We start from the raw sequence: 16,703 nt of genomic DNA on the forward strand, positions 1-16,703 counted from the left end.
CCCGACATGTTACAGATATTGATTCAGGGGCTTTTGCTCAGCGGCCTCTACGCGCTTATCGCTATGGGTTTTACGCTGATCTTCAGCATCGGGCGCGTTCTGAATCTCGCTTATGGCGCATATTTGATGGTCGGTGGTTACATGTACTTCTGGGTTTCTCAGACGCTTGGGATGCCAAAGCTCTTGGGCGTCGCCGTGGCGGCCGTGCTTGGTGTATTGATGGGTTTCTTGAAATATCGCCTGATCGTCAAAACGCTCAAAGGCGATCATGTGGCGGTCGAGATTTCGACGCTGATCCTTGCGGTTGTTATTCAGGCAGGGATCGTTCTGGTATTCGGAGACAGCAGCAAAATTCTTTTGCCGATTGTCCCGGGCGTGATCAACGTGGCCGGGGCATCAGTTACTTATAACATCCTGATCGCGACCCTTATCAGTTGGGCAATCTTATTGGGGCTGTTTGCCTTTGTACGGCTCACACATACCGGACGGGCGATGCAGGCCGTATCGATGGATGCTAAGGGCGCAGCGATTTCGGGAATTGATCCTGATCGCATCAACCTGATTACGTGGGGTATTTCCGGCGCTTTGGGAGCGATCGGCGGCGTCTTCTTTGCAAGTTATACGCAATTATCGCCATCTATGTGGGTAGCACCACTTATCATTTCAGTGGCCGTGGTAATCGTGGGTGGCATCGGCTCGATCCTGGGAACGCTGGTGGTGGCCCACATTATCGGGTTCCTTGAAGTCATTGTCGTGGCAACACTTGCACCAGAATTGCGCGGTGTCTTCACTATGTTGTTGATCATCGGCGTGTTGGTGACGCGCCCGCAGGGTCTGTTTGGCCGCGAGGAGTTGTAACGATGGGGCTGCGCTGGTTTCACTTTGCACTCTGGGGCGGTTTGATCGTCGGAATGCTCCTGTTGCCGCAGGTTGTTTCGAACGGAACACTGCGAACGATGATCTTTGCGAACTATCTGGCGATCTTTGCCATCAGTTGGGATGTGCTATCGGGTCGAACAGGGTATGTAAGCTTTGGCCACCCGTTCCTGATCGGTATCGGAGCCTACACCACTGCAATCCTGACCAAGCGGTTCGATGTTCCGGTCGAAATCTCGATACCCGTGGCAGTTCTGTTTACCATGATCGCGGGCCTTTTGGTTTTGTTGCCAGCCTTGCGTATTCGAGGCAGTTATTTCGCTTTGGTCACGCTAGCCTTCATGGAACTGTTGTATCAGCTCGTTCAAGTTATTCGTCCGGATCTGACCGGTGGAACGCGGGGTATGTCTGGAATTCAAACGCTTACACGCGGTGCAGCGAACGGGTATTACCTGTCCACTACGTTGATGCTGACGATTGCTGTCAGTATGTGGTTGCTGATGAAAACGCGGCTTGGCACGGCGCTGTCCGCTATTGGTATGAATGAGGAAAGTGTTCGGGGTTCGGGCCTGAGCACTACACGTCTGAAAGCATTTGCCTTTCTGACAAGCGCAATGATCGCCGGGCTAGGCGGAGCATTCTACGTCCACTATTTGGGATCACTCGCGCCGCGTGCTCTGTTTGATATCAATTTCTTGTTCACGATCATTGTCGCTGCGCTTTTGGGTGGAACATCAACCATTATTGGCCCGATGATTGGCGCTTTCTTCATGACCTTCCTGCTGGAGTACTTAAGACCCGTTCTTCCCGGTGCAGAGCGTTACTTTGTATACGGTGCCATTGCGCTGCTCCTTTACATGTATCAGCCGAAAGGTCTTGTGGAACTTGTCCGACGTGGCTTCAAAAGTTTGAACAAGGGGCGAACGGCATGAGCACAGCCTTGCAGGTCTCAAATCTGGTAAAGCGTTTTGGCGGGTTGGTCGCGACAAATAATCTGTCGTTTTCACTGAAAGAGGGAGAGTCCTTGGGGTTGATCGGCCCCAACGGAGCGGGCAAGACCACCGTATTCAGCCAGATAATGGGTGAGCTGCGCCAAAACAGTGGCACAATTGAATTGTTTGGGGACGAAATCTCAACGTTGTCAACGCCTCAGCGTATTCGGGCCGGTGTCAGCAGAACTTATCAGATTCCGCGCCCGTTTGGTGAGATGAGTGTTGCTGAGAATATTCGTGTAGGTCTGATGCCGGACAACATCTGGCAAATGATCGTGTCCCCCCCTGATACCAGACGTGAGAGAGAACTTGCGCTCAGTGTCGGTTTCCTAAAGGCGGACCTTGGCCGTATGCCAACTGAATTGGCGATGGGCGATCTGCGCAAGCTTGAGATGGCGCGAACCATGGCGACGGCGCCCAAGGTGATGTTGTTGGATGAGGTGTTTGCAGGCCTTACCACCGGTGAGATCGCTCAGATTTCCGATCTCATTCAGTCCATGCGCAAAGATGGGATGACCTTTCTGATTGTCAGCCATGATTTGCCTGCGCTTGAACCTTTGATTGATCGTGCGATCGCCATTGAAAGAGGCACCATGATTGCAGAGGGCACGTTCAGTGAGGTCATGAACGACAAGGCGGTTCAAGCCTCATATTTGGGAGGCGTGTGATGTCATATCTGGAGATCGAAAACCTTTCTGCTTTCTATGGCAAGGCCCAAGCGCTGACTGATATTTCTATAACTGTACAACCCGGCGAGATCGTAGCTGTTGTTGGTCCGAATGGTGCTGGAAAGTCCACGTTGCTGGATAGCATTATGGGTTTGGTCAAAATCGACGGCGACATTCGGCTTCGAGGCCACAGTCTTGTCGGTCGAACACCTTCGGAAATTGTGCGGCACGGAGTGGGTTATGCACCGGAGCGTTTCAACCTGTTTCCCTACATGTCGGTGCGTGACAACCTGATGGTCGGCGCCTTCACGGCTCGTGATGATATCCAGAGCAATCTGAGCATGGTGCACAGCCTCTTCCCGCGTCTGGAAGAGAGGGAAGGGCAGGAAACTTCGACCCAATCAGGTGGGGAACGACAAATGGTTTCGTTCGGTCGCGCCCTAATGACGAGTCCCGAACTGTTATTGGTCGACGAGCCCACAATTGGATTGGCCCCAAAAATCTGCCACGAAATCGCCGAGGTCCTGCGAAAGCTCAACAAGGAATACGGTCTGACCGTGGTAATTACAGAACAAAACGCCAATTTTGCTCTTTCTCTTGCAAGTCGGATTTATGTGCTCGAGTCAGGCCGTATGCAGACTTCGGGCACAGCAGATGAACTGCGAAATGACAAGAGATTGCTTGAAGCTTATTTTGGCGGACATTGAGACCCTTTTAGTACAAGGGAGCACATTCTCTTTGTTCCATTGATGGAGGGTCAACACTAAGACCTCTGCGTGCTCTTGTCGGAAGAAATCAGACTGCGCCGATGACGTCAGGCACGCCGATGTCTGTTCGGGCACTGTCTGCCTTTTGACTGGTTGCCGTTAAAAGAAAACTGTTGCGTAGTGCGTGTGCGGTTTGGTTGCGTCTCAACATCTTGCAGGACGAATTAGTTCAAAGGCAGCCTTCTTCTACCCATTCCCGCCATGGTGACGGTCTGCCGCATCTGTATATGAAGTTTAAAGCGTGGGTCTGTCACCGGCGAAATCACCCGCTTTCCTTGCGCACCGCGGAGTGCAACCAGAACTGAAAGCCTGCACCGCGAAGCGATGCAAACTTTTGCCTCCGCCATCCAAAACGGCAGGAATGGCCAAGTAGCAGACCTTGACGTCTAAAAGCACTTGGGCTGCTATCAGGACCCTAAGTGAACAGCTGACAAAAGCGCTGATGTGGCCGCCTTGACTTGCCGATTCAACCGATCATGTTAACGCACTCTTCGTGCCGTCCGCAGCACGATTCACTTTACTTACAGCGACAACCAGAATGCTTCTGCCGCCGGGCTGAGGTGGTGTGATTTTTCCCGGATTTTGCGAAGCTGTCGACGGGTCGGCGGGTCATCGGGCCGAAGGAAGGACACTTCGTCGAGTTGGTGCTGCACGGCGCTCCGTGGCAAAACGGTTGCCCCAAGGCCGGCCCGGACGAAAGATAGCAGAGCGGTGGTGTTCCGGGCTTCAAGGTTGCAGGTGGCCAGCAGCGGCGCAAGGCAAGCATGCGCGACCAAATGGCAGAGCGGATTGGCGATGAACGGTTCGCGCAGCAGCAACTGCCACGAACAGGCTTCGCCGTCTTCCATCGCCGTGGAAATGGGTCCGTCCCTGCGGCAGACGATGCCAAGATCGTCTTCGTAGATCACAGTGTCTTCGGTTTCGTCCTCAACGGGCTCGGACAGGATCCCGATATCGGCATCATCAAGTTTGACACGCTGTCGAACCGTCGCGCTGTCTACATCGCTGATTTCCAGCCGCACGTCCGGACGCTGCTGCTGAAAAGAGGCTATGATGCTGGGCAGGAAGGTCACGGTCGCCGAAGGGACGACGGCAAGCCGGACGGTGCCGGCGGTGGAAATAGCGTGCCGCCCAATCGCATCGACACTTCGTGAAAATGCGTCGGTTGCGCGATTGCTTTCCTGAAGAACAAGCTGACCAAGCGGTGTGAGTCTGTTCTTGCGGTCTGTCTCGAACAGCGGCGCGCCGATATGGTCCTCCAGCAATGCGAGCGTCATTGACACCGCCGATGGTGTTCGCCCGAGCTGTTCGGCCGCGGACCCAAGCGATCCCTGCTCGGCGACGGTTCGAAAGGTGCGCAGCATCTCAAGCTTGATCGCCATTTCAGTTTTCCTGAAATTATCTTCAATACTTCCAGATTGCCTGAAATCATATTCTTCGTCTAGGAGCGATCTCAAGCAAGACGAGGATGTTCCATGCAAACCGGACTCTATATCGATGGTCGTTGGCAAAACGGCGCAGGTGAGATCGAAAACCGTAACCCGTCGGACGTATCGGACCTGATTGGCACCTTTGCCCAGGCCAGCGCGGATCAGTTGGACGCCGCTCTCGAAGCCGCCAAACGTGCGCAAAAGACGTGGTGGGCAGCGGGCATACAGAAACGCCATGACGTTTTGATGGCAATCGGAACCGAGTTGATGGCGCGGGCAGATGAGATCGGACGCCTCGTGTCGCGCGAAGAAGGCAAACCGCTGGCGGAGGGAAAAGGCGAAGTTTACCGCGCTGGTCAATTCTTCACTTATTACGCCGGTGAATGTCTGCGCGGTCACGGCGACTTGGCCGAGAGCGTCCGTCCCGGTGTCGAGATTGACGTGCGTCGCGAACCTGTGGGCGTGGTTGCGATCATATCGCCCTGGAATTTCCCCGTGGCGACGCCCGCATGGAAGATCGCCCCGGCCCTTGCCTTTGGCAACGCGGTGGTCTGGAAGCCCGCGAACCTGACGCCCGCCAGCGCCATAGCACTGACCGAGATTATCGCCAAACAGGATATTCCCGCCGGTCTCTTTAATCTCGTCGCAGGACCGGGCCGTGATGTCGGCCAGCGGCTGGTAGAAAGCCGTGACGTGGCGGCGATCAGTTTCACCGGGTCGGTTCCGGTTGGCCGCGGCATCGCGGCCTCGGCGATCGGAAACATGACCAAGGTGCAGATGGAGATGGGCTCGAAAAACCCCATGCTGATTATGGACGACGCAGATCTTGATCTCGCCGTGATGCATGCTGCCGGCGCGGCCTTCGGTGCCACGGGTCAGAAATGCACCGCCGCCTCGCGCCTGATTGTGCACGCTGCGATCCATGACGAATTCGTTGCAAGGCTCGTCAAGGCCACTGAGGCATTTAAGGTCGGCCATGCGCTGGAAGACGGCACTCAGCTCGGCCCCGTGGTCAGCGAGGGACAGCTGGAACAGAACCTGAATTACATCCAGATTGGCAGGGACGAAGGCGCCGAACTTCTGACAGGCGGGGACAGGCTAGAGCGTGCGACCGAGGGGTACTACATGGCCCCTGCCGTCTTTGCGGGCACAACCAATAATATGCGTATCAACCGTGAGGAAATGTTCGCGCCGATTACCTGCGTGATCAAAGCCGACGGCTACGACGAAGCGCTCGCCATCGCCAACGACAGCGACTTCGGCCTCACCGCTGGGATCATGACCAGAAGCCTTGCCCGCGCCAGCCATTTCCGCGCCAACGCGCAGGCCGGCTGCGTCATGGTGAACCTGCCGACTGCAGGCACCGATTATCACGTCCCCTTTGGCGGGCGCGGTGCATCATCTTACGGCCCGCGCGAACAGGGCAGTTACGCCGCCGAGTTCTATACTACGGTCAAAACCGCTTATGTCGCGGCGGGAGAACCGGCATGAGCGTCCTGATTGACGGGCTGCAATACGCCAACTGGTCCGAGAAGATTTTTCGCCAGATGCGCGAGGGCGGGGTGGATGCGGTGCATGTCACCATCACCTACCACGAGACCTTTCGCGAAACGGTCCTGCAAATCGAACACTGGAACCGCTGGTTTGAACAGTTTCCCGACCTGATCTTTCAGGGGCGCACCGCCGCTGATGTCCGGCTTGCGCAGGAAACCGGGCGCACCGCGATCTTCTTCGGTTCGCAGAATCCGTCCTGCATGGAAGACGATATCGGGCTGATTGAGATTCTGCACACACTTGGCCTGCGCTTCCTGCAACTGACCTACAACAACCAGTCGCTGCTGGCTTCGGGGTGCTACGAAGATGACGACACGGGACTCACCCGCATGGGCCGCGAGGTCGTGGCTGAAATGAACCGTGTCGGGCTGGTCGTGGATATGAGCCATTCCGGAGAACGCTCGACGCTTGAGGCCATCGAACATTCGTCGCGTCCGATCACCATCAGCCACGCCAATCCTTCGAACTGGCACAAGGCGTTGCGCAACAAGTCGGATACAGTGCTCAAGGCACTGGCAGAGAGCGGCGGGATGCTGGGATTTTCGGTTTACCCACACCACCTCAAGGACGGCAGCGCATGCACGTTGCAGGATTACTGCGACATGGTCGCCCGCACCGCTGACCTGATGGGCGTCCACAACATCGGCATCGGCACCGACCTTTGCCAGGACCAACCCGACAGCATCGTCGAATGGATGCGTGTGGGCCGGTGGACCAAGCGAATTGACTACGGAGAAGGAAGTGCAGCAGAGCCGGGGTTTCCTGAAATGCCTAGCTGGTTCGCCGACAACCGGGATTTCGGGAACATCCGGGCCGGTCTGCGCACTGCCGGGATGGACGACGCAGAGGTCGATGCCGTCATGGGCGGCAACTGGCTGCGATTTTTCGAACAGAGCTTTGGCGCGAAAAGGCCGGTGAAAAACACCAGTGCTCGCGCTGCGGAATGATCATCCCCGCGGGAGGCGGGGCTTTGTCTGGGAGGACAACAAATTGACGGATACAACGACAACCGGCAGCCAGCCGGCCAGCCTGGGCAGAGTGGACAAACCACTTTTCGCCATCACCGGCGGGTTCATCGCACTGTTCTGTGTACTGGCGCTGATCGACATTGACCTTCTGTCGCGCATGGTCGACTGGGGCTTCAACTTCTCTGCAACCTATTTCGGCCTCTATTGGCAGCTACTGCTGCTGGCCACATTTGTGATCGGCCTTGGGCTTTGCGTGCTGCCCGGCGCAAAAACCCGCATGGGCGCGCTGACAACACCGGAATTCACGATGTTCCAGTGGGGCTCGATGATCATGTGTACGCTATTGGCGGGCGGCGGTGTCTTTTGGGCTGCCGGTGAGCCTATTGCGCATTATCTGTCCACGCCACCGCTGTTCGGAGACCTGAGCGCTGACCCCAAGGCGCAAGCTTATGCCGCTTTGGCGCAAAGCTTTCTGCACTGGGGCTTTCTTGCCTGGGCGATCCTGGGGTCGCTGACAACGGTGATGCTGATGCACTACCACTATGACAAGGGTCTGCCGTTGGCGCCGCGCACGCTGCTCTATCCGCTGTTTGGAGACCGCGCGCTCAACGGACCTATCGGCCTGATCGCCGACGCATCCTGTATCATCGCAGTGGTCGCAGGAACGGTCGGACCTATCGGCTTTCTCGGGCTTCAGATGTCATACGGGCTGAATGCGCTTTTTGGCATTCCTGACACCTTTGCCACCCAGACGGTGGTGATCCTGGCGCTTGCAAGCGTCTACACCGTGTCGGCGATCTCGGGCCTTTCGAAAGGCATCCAGCTCTTGTCCCGGGTCAACGTCATCCTTGCTTTCGTGCTTCTCGCCTTCATGCTTGTCGCCGGCCCCACCTTTTTCATCTTCGACGGTTTTGCTGGCGGGATGGGCGTATATCTGTCGAACTTCTTCGACATGGCGATGTACCGCGGCGAAGCGGGTATCGTTGGCGCGCCGGGCTGGTTAGGCTGGTGGACAGTGTTCTTCTGGGGCTGGTTCCTGGGCTACGGGCCGCTCATGGCGATCTTCATCGCCCGCGTGAGCCGGGGCCGGTCGATCCGGTCGATCATCCTGATGCTGTCTGTCCTGGCACCCATCGTGACAAACTGTTGGTTCACCATCATCGGCGGCACGGGGATCGCGCTGGAGCAGGCTGTCCCGGGTGCGATTTCTGGCCCGTTCGAAGGGTTCAACCTGCCTGCCGGTCTGCTCGCCACCACGCAGGCTCTGCCGATGGGTTTCCTGCTTTCTGTTCTGTTCCTGGTTCTGACGATGATCTTTGTGGCCACGACCAGTGACTCGATGAGCTTTGTCATCGCCACGTCGATGTCAAACGACAATCCGTCACCCGTGCTGCGTGCCTTCTGGGGGATTGCAATGGGGGTTATGGCACTTATCCTGATCTCGACCGGATCAGGCGGCATCGGCAAGTTGCAGAGCTTTATCGTGGTCACGGCCGTGCCGGTGTCGCTGGTGCTCTTGCCATCGCTCTGGGATGTGCTGCGGATCACATTGATGCTGGGCAAGAAGACCTGAAAAAGGGGCGCGGGCAGTTCGCCCGCGCCAACACCCAATACCCCGAGGAGGACATCATGGATCGTGCGCAGTACTGCCTGACCCCTGAAACCGCACCGTTCCGTCGCGCGCCGTCGCAGGTCATGCGCCTCGACCGGATGGGTTGCGCGCATCCCACCCGCCTGTCCTTTCTGCGCACCCTGTTGCGCCGGATCGAGCGCGAGGGCTGGGTCTTCGACCGCCCGGTGTGGGAGATCGACGCGCTGGGCGTAGGCCGTGCCGTCTATCGCGCCAAGGGCCCCGAGCGGACCTATTGCCTCGTCGCCTTTGCCCATGACCTGCCCGACGAGATGCGCTCGGACCGGGTCATCGCAACGGCCTGGGACGCGACCTTCGCCCTTTTCGACGGTGAACCGACCAAGGCCGATCTTGACCGTCTTCAGGCCAACGTACCCCTTCAGGAAGCGGGCCGTGTCTCTCCGCGCGAGCTTTCGCTCAGCCGCGCCAACCGCTCTGTCCGGTTGTTCGCCCATGTCATCGACCATCTGGCGCAGGGACAACAGCCCGACATCGCCGAGGTCGAAAGCGTCGGCTACCTTATGCGTACCACTGCGGTCTACGGCTCGGGCAAATTTGGCGCTGCCGATCGGGTGGCCATTGCCGATCGCCCGGAACTCAATGCGCCGTTCCAGATCGAGATGCTCTCGGTCTGGCTGACCCGGCAGTTCACTGTCGACATCGCGGAACATCTCGCCGCGGCTCAAGGCGGCGCAAAGGCCGTGCGGTTAGACCCGGCTATTCGCAGAATGCTCGGCGTGGGGAATTCAACAGGCCTCGGCATGGCGCCGTTCCTCGTGCGGCACCCGGTGTTGCTGAACAACTGGATGATGGCGCGTGAAGAGGCCTTGGCGCGGGTGCGCGCCCAGGAATTTGCGACACCGCAGGTAGCTGACCAGCTACGCACGGCGCTCACGGCTGCGCAGGTCAATGCCGCGAAATGGACCTCAACCCATTCGCTGCAAGTCGCCAAGCTCGAGGCCCTTCGCAAGGACCTCGACCTGCTGGCTAGTTGGCTTGGCGACTGGCCCGCACCAGACGCACCATACCCTTGGGACGTGCTCTGGCGCCGGGCCGAGGCCGAGCTTTCGCTGGAAGGGCAAGAGGCCTTGGTGGCGCTGATGCTAGAGCCGCATGGCGCGCTGATCGACGACCTTGCCGAACAGATGACGGCTGATGAGTCCGCAACCTTTCGGCTCGACGGCGCGATGACGACCGGAGCCCTGACCTGCATACTGGCTGATCACTACGATTGGGCGCTGGATATCGATTTCGACGCCCCGGAAAATATCGCCCGGTTCTGGTATGTGTCGGAGGAAAAGCTGGAACCCCGGCTTGGCAATCGCTTCGCCGAGGATGGTGCCGCGCTAGAGCAACCGCTTTGCATCGCCCGCTTGGCCAATGAATTACACGCCGCCCTTGCCGACCGCCCCTATGACGAGCCGCTCGCTGCCTTTCTACTGGCGCATCCCGATCATCGGTTCATGGCCCGCCGGGCGCAGATCACCGCCAAGCACCCGTTTGGCGAAGTGCGCGACAACTTGATCGCTGAAGACATGCTGCCGATCGACCTGATGCGCTGCAAGTTGGCGTTCTTCGGTGCCAGCCGTTTTGATCCCAGATCCGACAAATGGGTTCGCATCAGCCTGTTTCAGGATATGCCCTATCCCTCAGATCTCTTCCCGGGAGGTTGGACATGACCGTTCTGCATGACGACATCGAAGCCATGGACCCGACCCGCTCGGGCTCTCCAATGCCGACCGGCAAGAGTGCCAGCCTGTCTCTGAACGAGATCGAACAGCTTTGCTTCAAGGCCGCGCGCGGAGCGGGCATGAGCTGGGGACAGGCAGAAGAGGCTGGCTTTGCCGCAGCATGGCTGGCGCGGCAGAGGCTGGACGGTCCGGGCGCGCTTCTTGCGCAATTGCAGTCTGCGCAGGACCGCTCCTGGCGCGACATCTGCCCCGTAGTCGACGCTGGCGCATTCCGAGCGCCCGAGGGTGGCCTGCTGTGCCCTATCGCCTTGGGGTCGGCGCTGTGCGATTATGTGGCGTTGCCCGTGATGCAATGTGACAGCCTGCAGATCGGTCCGGTCACAAAGCCAATCCTGCTCTTGCCGTTCCTGTCCGACATGGCTCGGGCACGGCAACAGCCGGTTCGGATCGAATGGCCCGGCGGCGCGGTCGTGGCAAGCCCCGATGGCCGGGCAGCTGGCGATGTCGGAGCACTGGCAACGGCCTTGCCGGTGGAGGCCGAGCTTCTGATCGGATCAGAGTTCGCCACGCGCCAGCCGGACTCGGATCCGATGGCACCGATGGTGGTGGCCGCTGAAACTATTGGCGCGCTCAATACTCTTGCCATGCGTATCACCGTCCCTGCTTCTGATGTCTCGCGCGCAGGGGCGGGCGCGGCGGGCGACAACGATTGACACGTAAAGGAAGACCTCATGAGCCTTAAACGACTGAACCCGGGCCCGCGTATGAGTCAGGCGGTGTGTATAGGCGACATCGCCTTTCTCGCCGGACAGGTGCCAAATGACCTGACCGGCGATATCACCGCGCAGACCCGCGAAGTGCTGGACAAGATCGACGCGATGATGGCCGAGCTGGGCGGAAGCAAGGCCGACATCGCCTCGGTTCAGGTCTGGTTGTCCGACATGGCCGATTTCCAGGGCATGAACGCGGTCTGGGATTCATGGGTTGATCCGAACCACCCACCCGCCCGCGCCACTGGCGGCGTGCCGCTCGCCCGGCCTGGCATGCGCGTCGAAATGATTGTTACCGCCCGCGCCCCAACATAGTTCACTTTCGGACCGCTGACATTGCTTGCATCGCGGCATTCAACAGCAAACTTCGATCCGAATGCCTGAACGCGTATTGGGTCATTGAGCTTGAAGATTCGGTTAAAAAGCTGGAAGTTTGGAGAAGACACTACAACGAGGACCGACCCCACAGCGCGATCGGGCACAAGATGGCTGGAGGTCTTAAACAACGCCGAACCTCGATTGACCCAAATTATCTGACAAAGGACAACTTCATTTGGCGGGCAAAAATACCCGTAAAGTAAACGTTTTTAAAAACTAACCTTGTAAACTGGGTGACCAGGGCGATGAGTAAACCGCAACCGAAGCGCGCAAACGGCCAATCCGGGCATATTGTCGACTTCAGTCCGTTGGCTCGTCGGTGCGCGAAGGCCAGGGTTTGGAGCTTGAACCGACAGAACCCTTGTGTTGTTCAGTCGAGCCTTTTGACCCGGCTTGTGCGCCGCGCGTCTAACACGATTTTCGGGCAAGCCTATGGCTTCGACCAAATCACCAAGCTCAGAGACTACCAGCAGCGAGTGCCTATCCGCCACTACACCGAGTTCTGGCAGGAGTGGTGGCAGGAAAAATACCCCGATCTCATCAACCGAACTTGGCCGGGGCGAATTCCGTATTTCGCAATGACCTCCGGGACAACAACTGGCCGCTCTAAATACATTCCCTATACGTCCGAGATGCGGCGTTCCGCAGCGCAAGGATTTCTAGATTTATTGTGTTTTCACTTTGTAAACAGGCCAGACAGCCGACTACTGGGTGGTGCTGCTCTGGGATTGACCGGCCCGACTGACTTACGGCGTGCTGCTTCAGATGTCGATGTTGGTTCGGTCAGCGCGATCACGGCAGGTGCTTTGCCGAATTGGTTTGAGGGTCGTGTGTTGCCGCCCCCCGATATTGCTGGGATTGAAGACTGGGAGGAAAAGATCCGCCGTCTTGCTCCGTTGTCTCTGCGGAAAGATGTGCGTTTCTTGGGTGGTTCGCCGAACTGGTTACTGATCTTCTTGGACGAATTGGCCCAAGCGGGGGACACTTCAGGAGTAAAACTAGTCGATTGGTACCCAAACCTGGAGCTCATCGTTCATGGAGGTGTAAACTTCGCCCCTTACCGGCAGCGGTTTTTAAGATTGATGCAGGGAGGTCATGCAGAAACACGAGAGATGTACTCTGCAAGTGAGGGTGTATTTGCTTATGCCGACAAAGGCGACGGGGAGGGTATGCGCCTGCATTTGAACGGGAATGTGTTTTTCGAGTTTATTCCTGCGGAACAGATCCATTCCAAACGTCCCGATCGGCACTGGGTTGGAAATATTGAAACCGGAGTCGATTACGCCTTGGCAATTTCAACGGCCGCTGGGCTATGGTCATATATTGTGGGGGACATCGTACGCTTCGTGGATATCTCGCCACCACGCTTGTTGGTGGTCGGGCGAGTGGAAAACGGGTTGTCCGTCTTCGGTGAACATCTGATTGAGGCCGAGATCGCGGACGCCGTAGCTGCCGCTGCATCGAACACGGGACTCTCCGTTATCGACTATAGCGTTGGTACCGTCTGCCAAGACCAACGCAATCGCCACCTCTATCTCATTGAAGTTGAGGGAAAACCTCAGCCGATTGCCGCAGAATCGTTCGCGGCAATAGTCGACAAAGTTTTGTGCTCGCGAAATGACGACTATTCAGAATTGCGTACAGGAGGTCTCGCTCTGTCTGCACCAGAGGTGAATTTCGTTGCCAAGGGAGGGTTTCTCAGATGGATGAAATCTCGGCGCGGTTTGGGCGGCCAGTATAAGGTTCCCAGGCTCGTGACGGACGCCAGTTTGTTCGATGACATGCGCAAGGCTATTTTGAGCCAGGCAATTGAAGGTCAAAGTCATGACGGTTGAGGTGATTTGGCAAGACCCCAGCTCACGCCGAATGATCACGCGATCGGACGAACCTTCAGCGGCAACCGTTGAGTTACTTGCTCAAACAGTCTGGGGAAGCCGGTCCACGAAATACCGCATTATTGATATCGCCAAAACGTTGGCTCGGTTGCGTGACCCAAGTTATTTTGTTTTGTCAGATGCAGGGCAGGAGCTTTGCGTATTCGTTCTGGATAAGTGTTTGAAACTGTTGATGGGGAAAAGGTGCCATGGCTTCCACTTCGTAATGGCCTCGACTAGGCCTGATCGACAGCACGAGGGACTTGCAGGACAGCTGATTGAGCATGTCCGGAACTATTGCACCTCGACCGTCGGGGCACCGGGGTTCGGATTTGCCTATGTCGAAGAAACAACTGAATACTCGCTCCACCTATCGGATCAGATTGGTCACACAGTTGAGGCAAACATTGCTCTGGCGCTCTTTACTCGGGTTTCTCCGCGTAATGATCCAACAGTGGGATTGGTCCTGCCTGAGGAAGCGGAACAGGTTTTGGCTGACTTGGAGCAGACATACGAAGGCCACGAATTGACCGATTTCCGCTCATCATTCAAACCGGACGAGTGTTTCGTCGCTCGAGAAGGAGAGACAATAGTAGCGCTTGCTCAGGCAGAACTGTTGCGGTGGTCGATCATCTCGATACCCGGAATCCGGGGAGCTTTTTTACTAAGGATTCTTCCTTTTTTGCCGGGACTAAATGGCGTTTTGAACTTGCGGGACCTCAGGATGGTCAGATTGGGGAATTTGGTTGTGAAAGAGGGACAGGAAGCAGCGTTCTTTAAGCTGTTGGAAGCCTGTTTGTCTCACTACCAAGCCAAAATTGGCCTCATAATGCTTGATGAACGAAGCAGCGTATTACGCCGCATTCGAGAAAGTGGAAAAATGGGACTGCTATCTCATGCCATGTCAGGGTCCGCCAAACTGAGGATCGACGTTGTGGGAATGGGCGAGGATATGATCGCGAAGTTGCGAAACGGACCTGTAATGGTGAGTGCTGGCGACGTCTTCTGATCGGTCACTCGCCAACTATCTTGCGCCCCAGAGCACCGGGTATGACCTTGAAGAACAACGCCACGGCCTTGTTGAACAGGCCCGGAATACAGATTGGTTGGTTTTTTTCCACGGCGCGTATAGCGGCGGCCGCAACATCATTCGGCTCGCTCCACATCCACTTTGGGATTGCGACAGACTCCACAGTCCCACCCGCCGCGGCTTGAAACCCAGTATGTGTGAACCCCGGGCAAACGGCGGTGACGTGTACGCCACTCGCTTTCATTTCCGCCCGCAACGCGATTGAAAACCGAGCGAGGTACGATTTTAAGGGGTAGTACAGAGTTCCTCCTGCGTGAGGTGGAACAAAAGCCGCCAGTGAGGATACGTTTATGATCCAACCCGACCTTCTTTCCTGCATTGTCGGAGCAAAAAGATAACACAGCCGAACCGGGGCCGCGCCCATAACTTCGATGGCCTCACGATGCCTGTCCCATTCCACTTCGCACAGATTTCCGGGAACCCCGAACCCGGCATTGTTCACGAGGATATCGACGTGGATGTGCTGCCCCGTCAGGTAATCGAACAGGCGTCGAGGCGTCTCAGGTATGGCAAGGTCTCCGGTCCAAACTACTACGTCTATGCCATGTTGTGATCGCAGCCGTGACGCCAACTTTTGTAAGGGATCATTACGACGTGCGACGATGACTAAATTGACGCCTTTGGATGCGTATTCTTCCGCAAAAGCCTGTCCGATACCCGAGGACGCCCCCGTGATGAGCGCGGTTCTGTTGTTTGGGGTTTCCAACGTCACGCGCTCCTAAAGGTTCAGGGTCTCACGCATTTCGGCAAGGCAGCCCAGCAGGAAGTCAATCTGTTCGCGTTCGTGTTGGCAAGTCATCACGAACCTGATGCGAGCTTGGCCGAGTGCAACAGCGGGGTAACGAGCATGCGGTGCAATGATACCGCGATGTCTTAGCAGGCGGGTAACCTCTGCCGCTTTTAGTTCATCGCCAATCAAGGTCGGGACAATATGTGCTTCGCTGCCAAGCGTTCTATACCCTCGCGATTCCACTTCACGCCTAAAGTAGAATGCATTTTCAAGCGCTTTTTCGCGTCGCCAGGGCTCGCGTTCAGCAATGTCGATAGCTTCAGTAACCCCGGCTGCGATGGCGGGTGGCAATGGCGCCGAAAATATATAGGTGCGTGCGGAAATACGTAAAAAGTCGATAACTTCCTTATCTCCAGCAACATATCCACCAACGCCTCCGAAGGCCTTTGTAAATGTGCCCATTTGCAAGTCGACGTCGGTGGAAGCGACCCCGTGGTGTTCAAGGCTGCCCCGTCCATTTGCCCCGAGCATGCCTACCCCGTGCGCATCATCGATCATCAGCATGGCGTCGTGTTCGCGTGCCAAATCGGCAATCGCCGGGATCGGTGCGATGTCTCCATCCATGCTAAACACGCCGTCGCTTACGATAAGCTTGGATGGCATTTTCGACATGCCAAGAGCCTCAGCGAGGCGTTTAATATTTTTGTGGGGGAACTTGCTGATCTTAGCTTTTGCAAGGCGTACACCATCTACGACGCTTGCGTGGTTCAGTTCTTCACTGAAAACTTCCCAACCAGCGGTATCATCCTCTCCGAGCTTGTCTAGGCTAGAATTGCCAAGGTGGGTCTCAGCCAATGACTGAAGAAAGTCTACCTTCATAAGCGCTGGGATCACCCCAACGTTGGCCATGTACCCTGCTGCAAAACAGATAGCGTCTTCTTGGCCGACAAATTCGGCGATACGCTGCTCAAGCGCTCTGTGAACATCGATGTTCGCCGCCATCTGTCGTGATCCGCCGGAACCAAGCCCATAGCGTTCGAGCGCTTTCTGGGCTGTTGCTTTGACTTCTGAATGGTTGGATAAGCCAAGCAGGTTGTTGGAGCAAAACAACAGATGATCGCGGCCGTCGACCCATATTACAGGCTCAGTCGTCGCACTGTTTACGATGGGATTGTTCGGGTAAAGTCCCGAATTTTGCACGAGTTCTGTCAAAGACTTTATTCGTGCAGCGGGTGAAGAAGCAGTTCCTGCCATCAGTCGAACCTTTCTTTCCAAGCCTCGAATT

General features: G+C 56.8%; 16 protein-coding genes. 13 read left to right on the forward strand and 3 right to left on the reverse strand.

The window, feature by feature from the left end:
• Positions 1–6: 6 nt before the first annotated feature.
• From LCM21_RS05790 to LCM21_RS05805, 4 genes are read left to right on the forward strand one after another with little or no spacing between them, the layout of a single operon-like run.
• On the forward strand, positions 7–858 hold the full coding sequence (locus LCM21_RS05790; RefSeq protein ID WP_068340275.1) for a branched-chain amino acid ABC transporter permease: 852 nt from the start codon (positions 7–9) through the stop codon (positions 856–858).
• Between the two features lie 2 nt (positions 859–860).
• Positions 861–1,808, forward strand: coding sequence for a branched-chain amino acid ABC transporter permease (locus LCM21_RS05795; RefSeq protein WP_068340278.1), 948 nt, complete (start codon positions 861–863; stop codon positions 1,806–1,808).
• On the forward strand, positions 1,805–2,536 hold the full coding sequence (locus LCM21_RS05800; protein ID WP_068340280.1) for an ABC transporter ATP-binding protein: 732 nt from the start codon (positions 1,805–1,807) through the stop codon (positions 2,534–2,536). Before LCM21_RS05795 ends, LCM21_RS05800 begins: the two co-directional genes overlap by 4 nt.
• Positions 2,536–3,243, forward strand: coding sequence for an ABC transporter ATP-binding protein (locus LCM21_RS05805; RefSeq protein WP_068340283.1), 708 nt, complete (start codon positions 2,536–2,538; stop codon positions 3,241–3,243). The genes LCM21_RS05800 and LCM21_RS05805 overlap by 1 nt, the downstream gene beginning before the upstream one ends.
• A gap of 581 nt (positions 3,244–3,824) precedes the next feature.
• Here LCM21_RS05805 and LCM21_RS05810 read toward each other — a convergent pair.
• A complete protein-coding gene (locus LCM21_RS05810; RefSeq protein ID WP_224889742.1) occupies positions 3,825–4,685 on the reverse strand; it encodes a LysR family transcriptional regulator in 861 nt (286 codons plus the stop codon).
• 93 nt (positions 4,686–4,778) lie between these two features.
• Between LCM21_RS05810 and LCM21_RS05815 the strand changes: the two genes are divergently transcribed.
• The 9 genes from LCM21_RS05815 (at position 4,779) to LCM21_RS05855 (ending at position 14,607) form a co-directional block, all read left to right on the forward strand.
• Positions 4,779–6,224, forward strand: a complete 1,446-nt coding sequence (locus tag LCM21_RS05815; protein WP_224889743.1) for an aldehyde dehydrogenase family protein — start codon at positions 4,779–4,781, stop codon at positions 6,222–6,224.
• The gene (locus tag LCM21_RS05820) at positions 6,221–7,234 is read left to right on the forward strand and encodes a membrane dipeptidase (RefSeq protein WP_224889744.1); all 1,014 of its coding nucleotides are present in this window, start codon (positions 6,221–6,223) and stop codon (positions 7,232–7,234) included. The genes LCM21_RS05815 and LCM21_RS05820 overlap by 4 nt, the downstream gene beginning before the upstream one ends.
• 43 nt (positions 7,235–7,277) lie before the next feature.
• Entirely contained in the window at positions 7,278–8,828 is a 1,551-nt protein-coding gene (locus tag LCM21_RS05825) for a BCCT family transporter (RefSeq protein ID WP_224889745.1), read from the forward strand.
• 56 nt (positions 8,829–8,884) lie between these two features.
• Positions 8,885–10,564, forward strand: coding sequence for a hypothetical protein (locus LCM21_RS05830; RefSeq protein ID WP_224889746.1), 1,680 nt, complete (start codon positions 8,885–8,887; stop codon positions 10,562–10,564).
• Entirely contained in the window at positions 10,561–11,289 is a 729-nt protein-coding gene (locus LCM21_RS05835) for a DUF3726 domain-containing protein (RefSeq protein WP_224889747.1), read from the forward strand. The genes LCM21_RS05830 and LCM21_RS05835 overlap by 4 nt, the downstream gene beginning before the upstream one ends.
• 18 nt (positions 11,290–11,307) lie before the next feature.
• Complete coding sequence (locus tag LCM21_RS05840; protein ID WP_224889748.1) at positions 11,308–11,661, forward strand: RidA family protein; 354 nt, start codon at positions 11,308–11,310, stop codon at positions 11,659–11,661.
• A 29-nt stretch (positions 11,662–11,690) separates the two neighbouring features.
• Positions 11,691–11,927 carry an integrase core domain-containing protein gene (locus tag LCM21_RS05845; protein ID WP_404818119.1) on the forward strand — a complete coding sequence of 79 codons (237 nt, stop codon included), beginning with the start codon at positions 11,691–11,693 and terminating at the stop codon, positions 11,925–11,927.
• A gap of 141 nt (positions 11,928–12,068) precedes the next feature.
• Entirely contained in the window at positions 12,069–13,559 is a 1,491-nt protein-coding gene (locus LCM21_RS05850; RefSeq protein ID WP_224889749.1) for a GH3 family acyl-acid amido synthetase, read from the forward strand.
• Positions 13,549–14,607 (forward strand): hypothetical protein, encoded by a 1,059-nt coding sequence (locus tag LCM21_RS05855; protein WP_224889750.1) that lies wholly within the window; start codon positions 13,549–13,551, stop codon positions 14,605–14,607. The genes LCM21_RS05850 and LCM21_RS05855 overlap by 11 nt, the downstream gene beginning before the upstream one ends.
• A gap of 4 nt (positions 14,608–14,611) precedes the next feature.
• On the opposite strand, the gene LCM21_RS05860 is transcribed toward LCM21_RS05855, so the two are convergent.
• Both LCM21_RS05860 and LCM21_RS05865 read right to left on the reverse strand, forming a co-directional pair.
• Complete coding sequence (locus LCM21_RS05860; RefSeq protein ID WP_224889751.1) at positions 14,612–15,394, reverse strand: SDR family NAD(P)-dependent oxidoreductase; 783 nt, start codon at positions 15,392–15,394, stop codon at positions 14,612–14,614.
• Between the two features lie 12 nt (positions 15,395–15,406).
• Positions 15,407–16,672, reverse strand: coding sequence for an aminotransferase class I/II-fold pyridoxal phosphate-dependent enzyme (locus LCM21_RS05865; protein ID WP_224889752.1), 1,266 nt, complete (start codon positions 16,670–16,672; stop codon positions 15,407–15,409).
• Positions 16,673–16,703 lie beyond the last annotated feature (31 nt).

Origin of the sequence: Ruegeria profundi, from assembly GCF_020171505.1 — a bacterium.
Classification (GTDB): Bacteria; Pseudomonadota; Alphaproteobacteria; order Rhodobacterales; family Rhodobacteraceae; genus Ruegeria; species Ruegeria profundi.